Origin of the sequence: Streptomyces shinuiensis (assembly GCF_043660855.1) — a bacterium.
Taxonomy (GTDB): Bacteria; Actinomycetota; Actinomycetes; order Streptomycetales; family Streptomycetaceae; genus Streptomyces.
Map to the genome: position 1 here is coordinate 531,369 of NZ_JBIHML010000001.1, position 16,248 is coordinate 547,616.

Here is a 16,248-nt window from a genome sequence, read left to right on the forward strand (position 1 = left end):
CCATATGCGGCGTACGCCGCCCCCGCCGCAGAATCGAGAACTCCGTGAGGATGTCCGAGCTGAGCCGCCGCAGCGGTGTCCCCGTCCCGACGATCAAGTTCTATCTGCGGGAGGGGCTGCTGCCGCCCGGCCGGGCGACCGCCAGCAACCAGGCCGAGTACGACGAGGAGCATCTGCGCCGGCTGCGCCTGGTCAGAGCTCTGATCACGCTCGGCGGACTCTCGGTGGCCGCCACCAGGGAGGTCCTGGAAGCCGTCGCCGAACCGCTCGGCCGGTACGAGACCCTCGGCGTCACGCACTACGCCCTCCGGTCCCCGGTGGCCACTGCGCCGGACGGGGAGGGTTCGGACGGCTGCGCGGCCGAGGTGGAGCGGCTCATCGAGCGGATGGGCTGGACCGTCACCGAGCAGTCGCCGCTGCGCGGGGCGCTGGCCGCCGGTCTGCGGGCACTGCGCGAGGTCGGCGCCGGCCACGACGCCGACGAACTGGCACCGTACGCCGAGCTGGCCGCCGCCACCGCCCGGGTGGACCTGGACCGGCTCGCCGGACTCGAGGACCGGATCGACATCGCCGAACGGGCCCTGGCGCTGACCGTCCTGATGGAGCCGGTCCTGGCCACCCTGCGCCGGATGGCGCAGGAGAACGAGGCGGCGCTGCGGTACGCCGGCGAGGGCGGGGACCGCGTCGGCCGGTGAGTCACCGGCCGGCACCGGCCACCACCGTGCGCGGATCGAGGTACCGCGGCCGGGGAGCGGACCACGGGGTGTCCCCGGCACCGTCCCGCCGCACCGCCACCGCCAGCCGGTGCCCCCCGGACACCGACAGCAGGGCGAAGCGCCAGCGCGAAACGTCCTCCGGTGGCACCGACGGGTCCTCCAGCACGATCCGGCCGTGCTCGTCCGGACCGAGCCGGAACCCGTCGAAGCGGTGCTGGAACCCCGTCCCCAGGGCCTTGGTGTACGCCTCCTTCAGCACCCACAGGTCGGTGAACGACCTCGCCCGCCGTCCGGGAGCGAGCGCCGACAGCCGCGCCCGCTCCGCGGGGGCCAGCCACCGCTCCCCGTGACGGACCACCGGCTCGGCCGCCACCGCCTGCTCCACGTCCAGCCCGCACGGACCGTCCCAGCTCACCAGGCAGCCGACGAGACCGCGGGTGTGGGACACGCTGAACCGCACCCCCCACGGGTTGGGATCCAGCTCCGGCCGGCCCAGCCCGCCGCGGACGAACCGCAGCGCCGCCGGGGGCCGGCCCAGCAGCTCCCCCAGCACCGTGCGGCACAGCAGCCGCGCTCCGAGGAAGCGGCGCCGCCCGTCCGGCGGACGGAGCCGCTCCAGCCGGCGCCGCTCGTCGGTGGAGAGCAGCCCGGCGGCGTACCGCGCCACCTCCGCCTCCACCGACTCCTCGGCCAGCAGCCACAACTGGGCCCCGGGCGGCGCGGTCATTCGGACGCCGGCGCGGAGGCCCGGACAGGAACGGGCCGGGCGGAGAAGAGCCGGGGCTCGGTGTGCAGGGCGCGCAGCACCTCCATCACCCGGTCCACGACCTCCGGGTCGGTCACCGTCTCGGTGGGGTGGAGCAGACGCCACACCCTCTCCAGGGAGAGCAGCAGCACCGCGCCGTCGGGGAACCCCTCTCCGAACACCCGGGCCGAGCCTGCGGCCAACTGCACCGAGGCGGCGGCCGCGTGCAGGGCGCAGTAACGCTCGGCCAGCCGGAACAGCTCGGCCGAGGACCCGTACCCGCGGCCCTGGGCCCGCTTCAGCAGGTCCAGTTCGGCCCGCAGCCGGGCGAACTCCCCCGACAGCCGCACCGCCAGGTCCGCCGCGCGGCCCAGCCACTCCCGCTGGCGCTCGTCGCCGTGCCGGGCCGCCATCGCCCGCAGCCGCTCCACGGCCACCGGCAGTGAGACCACCGTGTCGTCGCGGCCGCGGCTGACCAGCAGTTGCCGGTGCGGCTCCCAGACCGGCAGCGGCGCGTCCGCGTCGTACACCGCGGACACGCGGTCCGCGGCCTCGTCGCGGGCCGCGCGGTCCGAGGAGACCGCCGCCGTCAGCAGGCCGTCGAGCTGGGCGCCCACGCTCTTGAGGTTCACCACCGTGTTGCCGTCGACGAAGTGCACCGCGAGCAGGTCGCGCAGCATCTTCTGGTAGACGCCGTAGTGCGGGTGGTCGCGCAGGTACTGGCGGGCGCCCAGCACCACCGACAGCTGCGCCATCGTGCGGTCCAGCAGCGTGGGCACGAAGTACTTCACCACCGAGGAGAAGACACTGGTCTGCTCCGGGACCACCTGCAGGGAGCGGACCGCCGCCGCGGAGACCGCGTCGGCCAGCATCAGATCGGCGAAGGACTCGGCGAGCTGCCGCCGCGAGTAGGGGATGTCGGCGACCTTCCGGCCGAAGATCCTGCGCTGCTCGGCGAAGTCCAGGGTCACCCGCAGCGCGGTGTCCACCGCGCCCAGTGCGATCGCGCAGATCACCGTGCGGGCCACCTGGGCTCCCTGGAGGGCCAGTTCGAGCCCCTGCCCCTCGGCCCCGATCCGGCACTCCTCGGGCACGAACACCCCGTCCAGCCGGATGCCGCTCATGTCGATGGCCCGCAGCCCGTGGAGGCGCTCGGCGGGCAGCGGCATCACCGAACCGGCCGGACAGCGCCGCTTGTCCACCGCGAAGACCGACCACCCGCCCGGTCCGCCCCGCGGGTCGGTGCGTGCCTGGACGCTGACCACGTCGGCCACCGTGGCATTGCCGATCAGCCACTTCTCGCCGGTCAGCACATAACCGCCGGGGACCTTCTCGGCGCGCATCTCGTTGGCGAGGATGTCGCTGCCGTGGTCGCGCTCGGTCAGCCCCCAGGCCATCCGCCCGCCGTGGTTGATCGCGTCGACGGCGGCGCGGCCCTGCTCGTCGGTGGCGGCGATCCAGGTCGGCATGAACGCCACGTTGGTGATCATCAGCGCGGTGGCGGTGGTCGGGTCCCGGCGGGCCACCAGCCGCACGAGCTGGAAGCCCACCTCCACGTCGCCGGCCCGCCCGCCCCACCGCTCGGGCAGGCAGTAGTGGTGCAGACCCCAGTCCTGCAGCAGGCTCACCATCTGGTGGGGGTACTGCTCCCGCTCGTCGTGCTCCAGGATCCGGGCGAACGGCATCCGCGAGCGGTCGTCGTGCGGATCACCCAGATAGTCCTCCAACTCCCCGGCCAGGGAAGTCATTTTGCCCACGTTCATGCCACTGCTCCTTCCACAGGACCGGTCATGCGGACGCTCCTCGCGCCGGCGCGGGCCCGCCGTGCGCCAGGGGCAGGGCCGCCAGGGAGAACAGCCGGTCGGCCTCGTGCAGCGGCAGCACGGCGGCCAGGACCGCCTCCGCGTCCTCCTCGGGCAGCGGGCCCGGGCGGCCGGCCGCCCGGGCCGTCAGTACCGTCAGGGCTGCGGTGAGCCAGCCGGGGTCGCCCGCGGGCGCGCCGCACAGCCGGCGGTCGCGGTTGTGCCACCACAGCAGCAGGCAGCTCGCGGCGGCGTGCACCCAGCACAGCCGCGCGGCCAGATCCTGGTCGCGCAGCGGGTCGGCGCCCCGGCGGGCGCGCAGGGCGTGCGCAAGCCAGGAGACCGCCCGCTCCAGCCGGGTGACGGCCCGTGCGGCCCGTCGCTCGCCCGCCTTCTCCAGTACCTCCCGGGCGTCGGCGGCCACCGCCGGCACCGCGCTCAGCACCGGGTCGGCGCCCCGGTCGGACAGCTCCAGGCGGTCCAGGCGCGGTTCGGGCAGCGGGCTGTCCAGCGTGCACGTCCGGGCCAGGGCCTCGGGGAGCGCGTCCGCCCCGCCGGGGTCCGCGTCCGTCGCGGACGGCGCGGCGGCCAGCCGGGCGAAGTGGGCGGCCACCAGGCGCAGGTTGGCGGTGGGGCTGGTGTCGATGTGGCGGACGACGGCGTTGTCCCGCCGCAGCGTGTCGAAGGCGGCGTACGGCCCGTCGCGCAGCACCCCGCGGCTGCCGAGCACGTCCGCGCAGCGCGCCAGTGCCTCCTCGGAGGTGTCGGTGAGGACCTTCTTGGCCACGCTCGACCACAGGCTCTGGGCGGCGGGCAGGGTGTGCAGACCGCGCGCGGTGGTCAGGGCCACCGCGTCCCCGGCCAGCAGCAGAGCCGCCGCGGTGGCCAGTTCGCGCCGGGTGCCCGGGTGCGCCAGCACCTCGCGGCCGGCCGCCCGGTGGGCGGCCGCGAAGTCCACCGCCAGACGCAGGCCGGTGTCGGCGCAGGCCAGACTGGCCGCCGTGCTCATGGTGCGGACCACCTGCATGGCCTTCATCGCGGTCTCCAGCCCCCGGCCCACCCCGCCGACCAGCGCATCGCGCGGCACGGTGAGGCCGTCGAAGCGGAAACCGGCCAGGTCGGCGCCGCGCATACCCGTCGGACGGCGGGTGCCGCGGCGGGCCGCGGCGGCCTGCTCACCGTCCAGCAGCAGCGCGGAGAAGGCGGCCGGGCCGCGTCCGCCGGTGCGGGCCACCACCAACAGCCCGTCGCATCCTCCGCCGAGCCCGACCAGCCACTTCTCGCCGGTCAGCGCGTAGCCTCCGGCTACCTCCTCGGCGCGCGTGTCGTTGGCCAGCAGATCGCTGCCGTGGTCGGCCTCGGAGAGGGCGAAGCCGAGCGAGCCGCCCTGGCGCAGCAGGCGTACGACATGCTCGCGCTGCCCGGGGGAGCCGGCGATCAGCACACAGGTGGCCGCGGTGATGCCGAACATGGTGGCGGGCATGATCGCCGCGTCCCGGCGGGCGGCTGTCCTCACCAGCATCAGCGTGGCGTCCAGCGCCTCCATGGTGCCGCCGAGGGCGGCCGGGACGAACGCGGTGCGCAGTCTCGGCCCGGCCTGCGCGGCCAGGGCGTGCGGGCGGGACTCGTCGGCGTCCCGGCCGGCCGCGGCGGCGAACCCGAGGGGGTTGCGCGCGTCGCGCGGGTCGCCCAGTTCCCGCTCCAGGGCGGTGGCGGCGGCGTACCGCGGCCACCGTTCCGTGTCCGCCGTCATCGCCGGTCCCCTTCCGCCGCCGGCGCGGGCCGGTACTCGGCGCAGGAGCGCGGCAGCCGCACCCCGGCGAGGGCGAGCTGGTGCACCCGGGCGGTGTAGGCGGCGCCGCGCAGCAGGTGCCCGGCGACGTCGGCCACCCGCCGGTTCTCCGGGGCCGCCAGGTAGGTGCCGCGCGCCCACGAGTTGAAGGCGCCCATGGCCGGACCGCACCACACCTGGAAGTCGGCGGTGCGGTCCGCCTCACCGGTCACCGCCCAGCGCGAGGCCATCCCCAGGTACCAGCGGAACAGCAGCGCCATCCGGCGGCGCGGGACGGCCGCCGCGCGCCGCAGCTGGTCGGGGTCGCGGCGGGCGAAGTACGCCTCCACCTCCTGCCAGACCTCTTCCACCGGGCGGCGGAAGACCTGCTTCTCCAGGCGGCGCAGTTCCTCCTGAGGAAGCGCCTCGATGCCGTCGTGGCGCTGGTACAGCTCGTACAGGCGCTTGGCCCGCATCGGGAAGAGCGTGCCCTTCTTCAGCACCTGGAGCTCCACCCCGAGCTCGAACATGTCCGCGGCCGGGGCCATCTCGCAGTCGGCCAGTCCCGCCTCGGCCAGCAGCCGCCGGGCGGGCTCGGAGGTGCCGGACTCCAGGCACGACTGGTGCACCGAGCCCACCACCACGTAGTCGGCCCCCATGGCGTAGGCGGCGGCGGCCGCGTGCGGGGTGCCGATGCCGCCGCCCGCGCCGAGACCGACCGGTACCGGGTAGCGCAGTTCGCGCTGGACGGCGTCGCGCGTCTCCAGCAGCGCCGGGAAGAGCGCGGTCAGCGGGCGCCGGTCGGTGTGCCCGCCGGAGTCCGCCTCGGCGGTGATGTCGTCGGCCAGCGGCACGTACCGCGCCAGCTCCGCCTGTTCGGCGGTGATCAGCCCGCGGGCCAGCAGGTCGGCGGTGATCGCCGGCGGGGCGGGGCGTATGAACCGCTCGGCCACCTCCGGACGCGACACCTTGGCGATGAGCCGGTTGGCGGCCACCACCCGGCCGTCGCGGCCCCGGTGCAGCCCGGCCACCCGGTAGCGCACCACGTGCGGGGTGAGGTCCAGGTAGGCCGAGGCCTCTACACACCGCACCCCGTGTCTGAGCAGCAGCTCCACCCCGTCGCGTTCCAGTGCGTCCTCGCTGGGGCTGTGGATGAGGTTGACCGCCCAGGGCAGGCCCGGGAGTTCGGCCGTGAAGCGGCGCAGCGCGCTGTCGATGCGCTCGGGCAGCAGCCCGGCCGCGCCGAAGGAGCCCAGGCAGCCGGCGCGGGCGAGGGCGATCACCAGTTCCTCGGAGGCGATGCCGCCCGCCATGGCACCGCCCAGGTAGGCCAGCCGGACTCCGTGGCGCTCGCGGAAGGCGCGGGACCCCAGGCGCTCGGGCGGCAGCGGACCGAGTGCTGCCAGGACCCGGGCGCCGGGCCCGGGCCGGGCGGTGGTGGCGCCGGGGCCGTGGCCGGTGTCGACGATGTAGCAGGGCTCCTCCAGCCGCCCCAGGACTTCCTGGACGCCGGCCGGGTCGGTGCGGGGCGCGTGCGGGGCGGTGCGGGCCCGGTGGTGGGCGCCGCCCGTCGCGGGGGTGGTCATGCTCCGGTCTCCTTGTCCGTGTCGTCCTGGCCGCTCGGGCCGTTCCGCGGGCCGGTCCGTCCCGCACTCGGGTCGGGTACGGCCTCCACGGCCACGTCGGTGAGCTCGTAGATGCGCAGGCCCGGCTTCCAGACGGCGGCGTCGGCGACGACGACGAGGCGTCCGTCGTCCCGCCGGACCTCCTTGATGTGGGTCTCGAAGGTCATCTCGCCGTCGCCGCGCAGGATCTGGCCGCGGTACTTCCAGCCCATGGCGACGTCCAGGGGCACCCCGAACCGCAGCGGCCCCATGCCGTCCGCGAGGCCGGAGTCGATGACGTGGACCTGGAGCGCCTGGATGACCGCCTCCACCCCCAGCGAGCCGGGCATCACCGGGTCGCGGTGGAAGTGGCAGTCGAAGTACCAGTCGTCGTCGGCCACGGTGCGGCGGCCGAAGAGGTACCCCTGGCCGTGGGTACCGCCGCCGTCCACCACGGTCACCTCGTCGACCATCCGCAGGTGGTCGTCGGCCAGGTGCAGTCCGGTGCCGGGCCGGGGCCGGAACCAGCGGTCGTCGGAGCGGACGGCCATCGTCCGCGTCCGGGCCGGGTCGATGCCGGCCCGCTCGGCCTCCAGCCACGGCGGGACGTAACTGCCGGAGTCCAGTCCGACCTGGTTGGCGAGGGCCTTTTCGGTGAAGTACCCGAAGAGCGACTCGCCCTCGTAGAACACCTCGTCGTCGGCGAGCAGCCGGTAGCGGAAGTTCTGGAGGGTCGCGCCGGGCACGGACTGGCTGGACAGCAGCTCCGACTCGTGGCGGATGGTCTTCCCCGCCAGCTCGGGGCGGCGGACGAATCGGGCGCGGCCGTCCAGGTTCCGGATCGACAGCTCCTCGTCCGGACTGGCCAGGGTGGCCCCCAGGTAGTAACCGAGCAGGATGGCCGCCTGCAGGGAGGTCTCCATCACCACGCAGTTGGGCATCTCCGGCCCGGCGGTGTCGCGGTAGTACCAGGCCTCCGGCGGGGAGTCGTACTCGGTGGCCATGGTGGCGCCGGGACGCAGCTCGCCGCGGGTGCCGTCCAGCCGCATGATGCGGTCCACGAACTGGAAGTCGCCGTTGGGGATGTAGGGGGCGCGCCGGTCGGCGTAGATCTCGAACTCCGTGCCCATCGCCGTGCCGAGGTCGCCCTTGGCGGCGTGGGCGAGGTGGAGCTCGTTGATGAAGGCCGCCTCGCCGCGCTCGTTGCGGCGGCCGAGGAACGCCGGAAGACCGCCCGTCCCGGGCCGGTAGGGGGCGTCCGGCTTCTCCTGCACCCGCACCCCGAAGTTCCGCATGGCGACGATGGGCTTGTCACCGTCGTAGACGGTGATGTCGGCGACGACGGTGGGCCGCGGCAGCATGGTCAGATCGATGATCTCCACCTCGTAGCGGACCTCGCGGGTCCGCGGGGTGATCTGGCCGCGTACCTTGACCTCGGTCTCGAGGCCCGGCACCGCCTGGAACTCGGCGTCCGGGAAGACCATGTGCATTCCCAGGTACATGGCGTACGTCTGCAGCAGCTGCACCCCGCCCTCGGCGATGAGGGAGCCGGCCAGCACCGGGTCCCCGGTGAAGTGGCAGCGGAAGTACCAGCCGTCGGGGTCCAGCCGCTTGACGGCGGTGAGCGCGCCGAGCCGGCGCGGTCCGCCGAGCCGGTCGACGACCGGGATCTCGTCGATCATGCGCAGCATGTCGCCGGGCAGGCGCAGCGAGCGGTTGCAGCCGTCGGCGCTCTGGTCCCAGCGCGGGCCGAACACCTCGCCCGGGCGGCCGGCGGCCAGCAGCTCCAGGTCGTCCCCGGTGAGGGAGGTGCGGTCGGTGCGGGCCAGCGGTTTGAACCAGGCGGGCTCCATCGCCGCGCGCCGCCTGCGGTCCGCGGCGCTGTCCACCACGCCGAGGGAGTCGGCGAGCTCGGCGGGGGTGAAGAACCCGGCACAGGCGTCCAGGAGCTCCAGGATCAGCTCCCCGTCGGCGTAGCAGCGGTAGTTGAAGAAGAACAGCAGATTGTCGCCGTTCCACACGAAGCGGTCGATGCGGATGTCGTAGCGGAGTGTCTGCCCCTCGCGGGGCAGGCCGCCGTGGAAGACCAGGCGGCTGTCCAGCAGCCGGTAGACGCGTTCGCCGCGGGTGCGGAAGTCGATGCCCAGGTAGGCGATCAGCAGCATGTCGCACTGGCCGGCCTCGATGGTCACCGCGCACGGGACCAGGCCGTCCACCGTGTACCAGGCGCCGACCGGGATGTCGTACTCGGTGGTGATCTCGGCGGGCTCGAAGCGGCCCGTCTCACCGGTGATACGGGTGACCCGGCTGACGAAGAGGTAGGGCGGCTCGGGCAGGCGGCAGCGGCGCGGGTAGGTGTCGACCTCGGCGAAGGCCGGGCCGAAGACCGGCGCGACCCGGCCGCGCGCGAACTCCAGCAGGTCCTGCTCGTTCCACAGCACGGACCGCTCCCGCCCGGCGGGAGCGGCGGTCGCTCCGGCCGGCCCCGTCGCGGGCGCCGCGGTGGGTGCGGCGCCGGCCTCCAGGGCCCGCAGCGCGTTCTCGGTGAGCGCGTCCTGCGCGCGCAGCGCGGCGCGGTGCGCACGGGCGACGGTCGCAGCCATCACCCGCAGCGGAGGCGCGGCGGGGCGGGCCAGGGCCGCCGGGCGGTACCGCCCGGGGGCGGAGTGCGGCAGCGGCTCGGGCAGGTGGACGAACGGCTCCTCCTCGATGACGATCCGCTCCGCGGCGGGGGCGGTGTCGTGGGCGGGGGCGGGGGCGGGGGCGGGCTCCGGGGCGGAGGGCGCCGTCGCCGGTGATGCGGGCGGCATGGCCGGGGTCACCTCACTGGACTGGGTATCCGGACCGGGCTGGGTGTCCGGAGCGGCTGGGGGGTGCGCGGAGTGCGCGGGCAGGACCTCGGGCGGGTCGGGGGTGAGAACGGCGGCGGCCGCCCGTGCCGTCCGGTCGGCGATCGGCTCGCCGCCGCACGGCACGGAGAGCACCGGCCCGGCCGGCGCGACCGCCTGCGGCGGCGCCAGTTCCTCCAGGCCGACGGTGAGTCCGTGTGCGACCAGCCGGGCCAGTGCCTGGGCGAGCGCGGTGGCGGCCTTGGCCCCGCGCCGGTCCACCGAGACCGCCACGTGGTCGCGCCCCTTGAGCGTCTCGCCGATCCACCGGGTGCAGGTGGCGCCCGGACCGACCTCGACGAAGTAGCGGTAGCCGCGCTCGTGGGCGGTCTCGGTGAGCCGGACGAAGTCGATGGTGCTGCGCAGGGTGAACGCGATGCGACGGGCGATCAGGTCCCGGTCGGTGGTGTCCACCCGGTCGTAGTCGTAGGCGGACAGCAGTTCCAGGCCGGGGTCCGGGGTGCCGAGCGGGTAGTCGTTGAGCGCGGCCAGCGCGTCGAGTTCGGGATCGACGACCGGGCAGTGCATGACGTGGTTGGCGGGCGCCTTGGCCGCCTGGCAGCCCACCTTCTCGATCACCTGGGCGACCTGCTTGGGATCGCCGGCGATCACCACCTCTCGCGGGGTGTTGACATGGGTGAGGAAGACCCGTTCCAGGCCGGCCATGGCCGGGCGCACCGCGTCCGGCCCGGCGAGCAGCACCCGGGTCGCCCACACCTGCCCGTCCGGCACGGAGCCGGGAATGTCCCATGCCTCGCGCACGCGCAGCTTCGGGCCGCGCAGCCGGTCGCGGAAGAGCGGGGTGGCCGCCAGCGCCGCGTCGTCCCGCGCCGCGTCGGCCCACACCCCGCCGGCGAAGAGCATGCTGGACTCGCCCAGGCTGTATCCGAAGCCGCCGTCGGGGCGCAGGCCCAGCACATCGCGCAGCAGCCGGGTGTGCAGGACCGCGAAGTTGGTGCCCGCGGCGAGCATCACGGGGATGTCGTCGATCAGGCGCTCCTCGTGGCGCATCAGGTCCCGGCGGGCGAGCGGGCCCCGGGCACGGGGGTGCAGAGCGCGGTGTTTGAACCGCCGGGCGGGGTGGTCCGCCTCCTGCTCGAAACCGTCCAGAAGGCCGGGGAAGAGGCGGAACAGGTCGCGGCCGGCGCCGGGGTAGGTGGTGAACGCTCCCGGGTAGACGAAGGCGACCCGGCCGTCGGGCCCCAGCGGGCGCGCGGTGCAGTAGCTCCCGGAGGGCGTGGACCACTCGCCGCCCTCGGCGATGACGCGCGGCAGATCGCGTTCGGCGGCGGCCAGTTCGCCGACGAGCCGGTCGGCGTCGGCGGCGACCAGGACGGCGGTGTGGCGGGCGCGGCGGGCCGACAGGTCCCGTACGGCCCGGTGGGTCACCGCCCGCGGCCCTCTCTCGGCGAGTTCGGCGGCGGCGGCGCGGGCCGCCGCGGCCAGTCCGGGGCCGTCGTCCGCCGTGAGCGGCAGCATCAGCACGCCGGGACCGTCGCGCCAGTCGGCGGCGGGCCGCGCCGGACCGGTGCCCTGCGGTGTGCCGCGCAGCACCACGTGGGCGGCGGTGGAGCCGGCCGGGCCGGTGTCGCCGAGCAGGCTGAGCGCCGCGACGCGGGCGGCGCCCCGGCGGCGGACCGGCCAGGGCTGCGGCTCGCCCAGTACGGTGAAGCAGGAGCCCTCGAAGGCGGTGTCCTCCGGGTCGGGCAGCAGGCCGTCCGGAGCAGCGGGGAAGTCGGCGTGGTGCAGGGCCAGTGCGGCCGCGGCCAGTGCGGCCAGCGGCGCCGCGCGCTGGGTGTCGCCCACCAGCACTCCCGTGCTCCCCAGCACGCAGCCGTAGGGGTCGCCCGCGCCGGCCTCAGGGTCGGCCTCCGGGTCGGGCCGGTAGACGGTGGCGAGGGCCGCCGCCTCACCGTGACGGGCGGCGGAGGTGGCACCGCCGAGCTCCAGGTACTCGACGTCGCCCGGGGAGACCTGGGCGTCTGCGAGGGCGGCGCGGGCGGCGGCGGCCACGGCCGCGTCCCGGTCGTCGGCGCCGCTGTGCACCCGCAGGGCGTCCACCGTCGCGTACTCCCTGCGGCCGCTCTCCCCGGTCCGGGTGACGACCACGGCCGCCGCCCCGTCGCCGAGCGACGGCGGCTCCTGGCCGTCGCGGGCGGCCAGCCGGGCCCGGGCACGGGTGTTCTCCGCCCCGGCGGCCAGGTCCACCCCGCCCACCAGCACAGCCTCGACGGTCTCGTCCAGCAGCAGCAGGCCGGCCACCTCCAGTGCCCGGGCTCCGGCCGTCCCGTCCGCCGCGACGGTGAAGGACGGTCCGGTCAGGTTGCGCGACGAGGACAGCCGTGCGGCCATGATGTTGCCGATGTAGCTGAGCACCTCGTTGGCGCCGATCGGTTCGTGCACGGCGCCGCGCACCGCCTCCTCCAGGCGGCTCAGCTCCTCCTCCCCCAGGTGCATCCCGGCCCGCTCGCACTCCGCCCGCACATGGGCGCCGATGTCGAAGCGCGCGCGGTGGGTGTGTGTGCGCGGTTCCATCTCCATCGCGATCACCACGCCGACCCGCCGCTCGGGCAGTGCGTCGGCCTTGGTGCCGGGCGGCGGTGCGGGGTAGCCGGCGTCGGCGAGGGCCTGTTCGGCGGCCTCGAACAGTGCGAGGTGCTGGGGGTTGGCCTGGGCCAGCTCGTTGGGCGGGATGCGGTAGGTGCGGGGGTGGACGTCGATGCGGTCCAGGTAGCCGCCCGGTGCGGCGGAGCCCTCGGCGGGTGTGCCGGACAGCGGGCCGTGGGCGAGTGCGTCCGCGCCGTACCAGCGGTGCGGCGGGCGCTCGACGAGGGTGGGCCGGCCCGGCCGTGCGGCGCGGTGCAGCGCACCGGTACCGGCCAGCGGGCCGAGCCGGACGCCCAGGCCGGTCACCGCGAGTCCGGCGAGCGGCCGTGGTGCGCGGGCTTCGGCCGGGGCTTCGGCGGGTGCTGAGACGGGTGCCGGGGCGGGGCCGCCCGAAGCCGCGGCCTCGGCGGCTTCGGGGCCGGCCAGGACCAGATGGGCGTTGGTGCCGCCGAAGCCGAACGCGGAGACCGCCGCGCGGCGCGGCCCCTCTCCCCGGGGCCAGGGCGTGTTCTCGCGCACGATCCGCTCGGCGGCCGCCTCGCCGCCCGCCGGGCGGAGCGGGTCGGCCACGCCCGGGGTCGCGGGGACGGTGCCGTGCCGCAGCGCGAGAACGGCCTTCAGCAGACTGGTGAAGCCCGCCACGGTCAGCAGGTGCCCCACGTTGCCCTTGACCGATCCCAGCAGCGGCGGAACGCCGCCGTGCCCGGCGAAGAAGGTGCTCAGCCCGCGCAGTTCGGTGGCGTCGCCCAGCGGGGTGCCGGTGGCGTGGCATTCGATGTAGTCCACGGTGGCCGGGTCGATCCCGGCGTACGCCTGACGGTAGGCGGCGAGCTGCCCGGATTCGTTGGGGCTCAGCGGATGGCGGCCGGCGCCGTCGTTGCCCAGGCCCACGGCTTCCAGCACCGCGTACACCCGGTCGCCGTCGCGCAGCGCGTCGCGGAGCCGCTTCAGGACGACCACCCCGGCGCCCTGGCCGGTGACGATGCCGGTCGAGCGGCCGTCGAACGGCTGGCTGACGCCGTTGTCCGGGTAGGCGTGCAGATCGGAGAAGGACAGGTGGATCAGCAGCGGGTCGGGGACGCAGACCGCTCCGGCGACCATGGTGTCGGCCCGGCCGGTGGCCAGGTAGTCCCGGGCCAGGGAGATTCCGTAGAGAGCGGAGGAGCAGGCCGCGTCCAGGGCCAGCCGGGGGCCGCCGAGGCCGAGGGCGTCGGCGGTGGTCACCGCGGGCCCCCCGAACGGCCACAGGTTCTCGGGGTCGGGCTCGCCGTCCGTGCCGGCCGGGTCCGCGGGCAGCGGCAGTCCGGCGCGGGAGAGACCCTCGGTGACGGCCTGCCGCACCGGCGGAACGCACAGCCGCACCGACTGCTCGGTGGGGAAGGCGTAGTTGCCCAGGACCAGGCCGGTGCGCGCCAGGGCGCCGGAGTGGGCGTCCAGCCCGGCGTCGGCGAGTGCCCGGCGCACGGTGTGCACCGACCAGCGGACCACTCGGTCCAGACCGGCCAGCCGGTCGGCGGGCAGGCGCAGACCCTCCAGGTCGATCGCGGGTTCGGTGACGAAACCGCCGCGTACGGCGGTGACGTGGTGGTCCGGGTCGCCCCAGCCGCCGGGCACGTCGGGGCTGGTTCCGAAGACCTCCGGGCCGCCTTCGGTGCGGTGGTCCGCCCCGTCGAGCAGTCCGGTCCAGAACTCCTCGGGGCTGTGGGCGCCCGGGAGCAGGCAGGCCGTGCCGACGATGGCGACCGGCTCGTCCCGGCGAGGTGAACGCGACATTTCTCTCCGTGTCTTCCGCTCGGTGGTTGGTTCTGGGGCGGGAGGGATACCGGCCGACGGCCGGCCCGGCGGTGCGGGAGGGGGGCGCCCTCCCGCACCGCCGGCCGTGCGGTCACGCACTCATCCGGACGCGGGACGGAACTTCGCGTCGAGGCCGGGTGCGTGGACGGCCTCGACACCGCGGAACTCCAGCAGGACACGTCCTCGCGGGGTGCACGCGGTGACGGTGCAGCGGATACCGCCCGCGGTCTCCGCCACCTCGTCCACGACCACCAGGAACGCCTCCCCGTCGGGCAGTTCGGCGTGGCGCAGCACCTCGCCGATCGCGCTGGGCAGCACCGCCTGGCCGCGGTGCAGCCGGGCCCAGACCAGCACCGCCTGGAGCAGCAGGTCGGCCAGGACCGGGCTGTACCCGGGTGCCTGCCAGGCCCCGTCGGCGATGGTCAGCTCGGACAGCCGGCACGCCAGCACCAGTCGCCGCCCGTCGTCCAGGACCTCGGTCAGGCCGCGCAGCCGGGGACCGTGGAAGAGGGTGCCGTCGGTGTACGCGGTGACCGGGCGCCCGGTGCCGGGGGCCGGCAGGCCGGCCGGGGCGGGCGCGGGCACCGGCTCGCCGCTCTCGACCCTTGCCCGGTAACGGGGCCGGCCCTCGCTGTCCTGGATCGCGACATCCCAGGCCTGCGGCGTACCGGAGGGCCTGACCGCCAGCCGGAGCCCCGCCGGCCGGTCGTCGTCCAGGACCAGGCCCTTGTGCACCGCGAAGCCGGTCACCCGGTCCGTGGAGATGCCGGGCAGCACCTGGTGGACGGCGTTGAGGACCGCGCCCAGCGCCGCCGTGGCGGGCAGCACCGGGTGGCCGCCGATGGCGTGGTCGGCGAGCACCGGGTCGTCGGTCAGGGGCGCCAGGGAGCGGTGGAGTTCCACTCCCTTGGCCGGCGGCCCGGCGGGCTCCGGCTCGGACAGCGGAGTCACCGGTCCGACCACGCACACCGTGTCGCCGCCGTGGTCGGCGCCGAACTGCTCGGTGAAGTACCGGACCCCCTCCTCCAGGGGGATCAGCGGCACACCGCGCTCGGCGAACATCCGCTCCAGCTCCGGGGTGACCATGCCGCCCGCCCAGGCGCCCCAGTTGACGGAGGTGATCCGGGCCCGGGGCGTCTCCCGGCGCAGCGCGCAGGCGAGCTGGTTGAGCGCCTCGTTGGCCATGGCGTAGTCGGACTGGCCTCGGTTGCCGAAGAAACCGGCGACCGAGGAGAACAGCAGCAGGTGCCGCAGTCTCCCGGCGGGCAGCGCCTCCAGCACATGGCGCAGTCCGGCCAGCTTGGTGCGCAGCACCCCGTCCACGTCCTCGCCGCGCTTGGCGGTGACCAGTGCGTCGGCGAGCACCCCGGCCCCGTGCACCACTCCGGTGACGCGGTCGGCGTACGGGGCGAGGACCCGGGCCACGGCCTCGGGGTCGGTGATGTCCACCGCGGCGTACTCGGCCCGCGACCCGGCCTCCTCCAGCTCCGCCAGGGTGCGGCGGATCTCCCGCTGTCCGGTCAGGTCCCGGGCGATGCGCCCGACCTCGCGCGGGGTGGGCTTGTGCCCGGCCCGCTTCAGCTCCGCCGCGGCGGCGGCCCGCAGCCCGGCCTCCGGTACGTCCCGGGCCCAGCCGGGCTCGTCGGCCAGTTCGGTGCGGCCGAGCAGCAGCAGCCCGGGACGGTGGGCACGGGCCAGGCCGACGGCGCAGGCCGCGGTGACCCCGCGCGCCCCGCCGGTGACCACCAGCAGGTCCTGCGGGCCCGGTTCGGGGGCGCCGGGCTCGCCGGGCAGGTCGCCGGGCGTCTCGGCCAGGTCCAGAGTGCGGCGGACGCCGTCGGCGGCGAGGCCGACCTGGACGGTGCCCGTGCAGGCATCGTGCACCTCGGCCAGCAGCAGCTCCGCGCACCGGTCGGCGGGCAGGTCCGGGTCCAGGTCGACCGCGCGGCACAGCAGTGCCGGGGCCTCGATGGCGAGGGTCTTCACCAGCCCGGGAGCACCGCCCAGGACGGCCCGGTCCACCCCGGCGGCGCCGGTCAGGCCCATCCGGCCGTCGAGCCTGGTGACGGTGAGGAACGCCGCCCGGCCGCCGTCGGCCGCGCTCCGCTCCAGCAGGGGCTGGACGGAGCCGGCCAGCAGCAGGGTGTCCCGCAGCGCGGTGGCCGCTGCCTCCTGCCCGTCGGCCTCGACCTCGGCGACCACCAGGTCCAGCCGGTCGTCGTCCCCGGAGGGGCCGGTACCGGTGCGGACCGTCCAGCCGCGGGCGCGCAGCGCGTCCGCGAGAGCCGCCAGCGGACCGCTGCCGGTGTCACCGGCCAGGA

Annotated in this window: 7 protein-coding genes; 1 reads left to right on the forward strand and 6 read right to left on the reverse strand. The window is 75.6% G+C overall.

The features are described 5' to 3' along the window. The first annotated feature begins 50 nt into the window (after positions 1–50). Entirely contained in the window at positions 51–695 is a 645-nt protein-coding gene (locus tag ACGRHY_RS02270; protein ID WP_394633698.1) for a MerR family transcriptional regulator, read from the forward strand. A 1-nt stretch (position 696) separates the two neighbouring features. On the opposite strand, the gene ACGRHY_RS02275 is transcribed toward ACGRHY_RS02270, so the two are convergent. From ACGRHY_RS02275 to ACGRHY_RS02300, 6 genes are all read right to left on the reverse strand, one after another. Next, complete coding sequence (locus ACGRHY_RS02275) at positions 697–1,443, reverse strand: 4'-phosphopantetheinyl transferase family protein (protein ID WP_394633699.1); 747 nt, start codon at positions 1,441–1,443, stop codon at positions 697–699. Then, entirely contained in the window at positions 1,440–3,224 is a 1,785-nt protein-coding gene (locus ACGRHY_RS02280; protein ID WP_394633700.1) for an acyl-CoA dehydrogenase family protein, read from the reverse strand. Before ACGRHY_RS02280 ends, ACGRHY_RS02275 begins: the two co-directional genes overlap by 4 nt. 25 nt (positions 3,225–3,249) lie before the next feature. Next, complete coding sequence (locus tag ACGRHY_RS02285) at positions 3,250–5,016, reverse strand: acyl-CoA dehydrogenase family protein (protein ID WP_394633701.1); 1,767 nt, start codon at positions 5,014–5,016, stop codon at positions 3,250–3,252. Next, complete coding sequence (locus tag ACGRHY_RS02290; RefSeq protein ID WP_394633702.1) at positions 5,013–6,620, reverse strand: PfaD family polyunsaturated fatty acid/polyketide biosynthesis protein; 1,608 nt, start codon at positions 6,618–6,620, stop codon at positions 5,013–5,015. The genes ACGRHY_RS02285 and ACGRHY_RS02290 overlap by 4 nt, the downstream gene beginning before the upstream one ends. Then, positions 6,617–13,906, reverse strand: coding sequence for a beta-ketoacyl synthase N-terminal-like domain-containing protein (locus ACGRHY_RS02295; RefSeq protein WP_394633703.1), 7,290 nt, complete (start codon positions 13,904–13,906; stop codon positions 6,617–6,619). The genes ACGRHY_RS02290 and ACGRHY_RS02295 overlap by 4 nt, the downstream gene beginning before the upstream one ends. 120 nt (positions 13,907–14,026) lie before the next feature. Beyond that, on the reverse strand, positions 14,027–16,129 hold the full coding sequence (locus ACGRHY_RS02300) for an SDR family NAD(P)-dependent oxidoreductase (protein WP_394633704.1): 2,103 nt from the start codon (positions 16,127–16,129) through the stop codon (positions 14,027–14,029). Positions 16,130–16,248 lie beyond the last annotated feature (119 nt).